The sequence below is a fragment of the Bartonella sp. CM120XJJH genome, from assembly GCF_042194715.1.
Classification (GTDB): domain Bacteria; phylum Pseudomonadota; class Alphaproteobacteria; order Rhizobiales; family Rhizobiaceae; genus Bartonella.
In genome coordinates this window covers 1-627 of record NZ_JBHINE010000127.1, presented here as the reverse complement: position 1 = coordinate 627, position 627 = coordinate 1, and the positions used below count along the sequence as shown (strand labels likewise).

The following is a 627-nucleotide window of genomic DNA, read 5'->3' as shown; positions in this document are numbered from 1 at the left end:
ATGTAATTGCCTTCAATCTCAGCCGGTCCATTGTAGGAAAGGTCTAGCATTTCGGTTGGATAAACTTGTAATTGAAGAGGCACACCAGAGCGCCCGTAGAGGTCGACATAGTGTAGTCTTACAAAGCATTCACCAGTTAAAAAGACCTCTCGTGCAATGGTTGCTTGAAGTCCATAAAAATTGGCATCTTCATCATAGTCCGCTTCATCAACCCATTGCCACCACAAGTCTAAAAGCTTTTTCTTTTCTTCTTGAAAACCTTCAATACGAGGATAAGGTTTAATCCCATCACTGACAGCTGCAGAGACCCATTCCTCCGTTGCAGAACCATAAAGAGCTTCATTGTCATAAAGCCATCTTGAACGAGCAACAATGGTATCACCGCATTCCTCAATGGCTTTATTGATATGTTTTTTTGCGGGGTCAAAACCACCCATGCGACGGCTTTTACTTGCAGCTTCAAAAGGGGGGCTGTCTTGACGAGAAATTTTAAAAAAGCCTGTGAGTTTATTGAAAAAACCAGCCATTAATAGCCTCGTGATATATTAACATAGAAAACGCGTGAACGCTTGCGTCCTTCAAGGTTGGCTATTTGTGTGTTCAGCATCTCAAGCGCTCTGCGCAGTT

At 42.9% G+C, this 627-nt stretch carries 1 protein-coding gene; it reads right to left on the bottom strand.

What is annotated here, in order from left to right; genetic code table 11:
* Positions 1 to 527 (bottom strand): phage portal protein (locus ACFIKU_RS10170; RefSeq protein WP_375657438.1); only part of this gene is annotated, 527 nt, incomplete at its 3' end.
* Between the last annotated feature and the right edge of the window lie 100 nt (positions 528 to 627).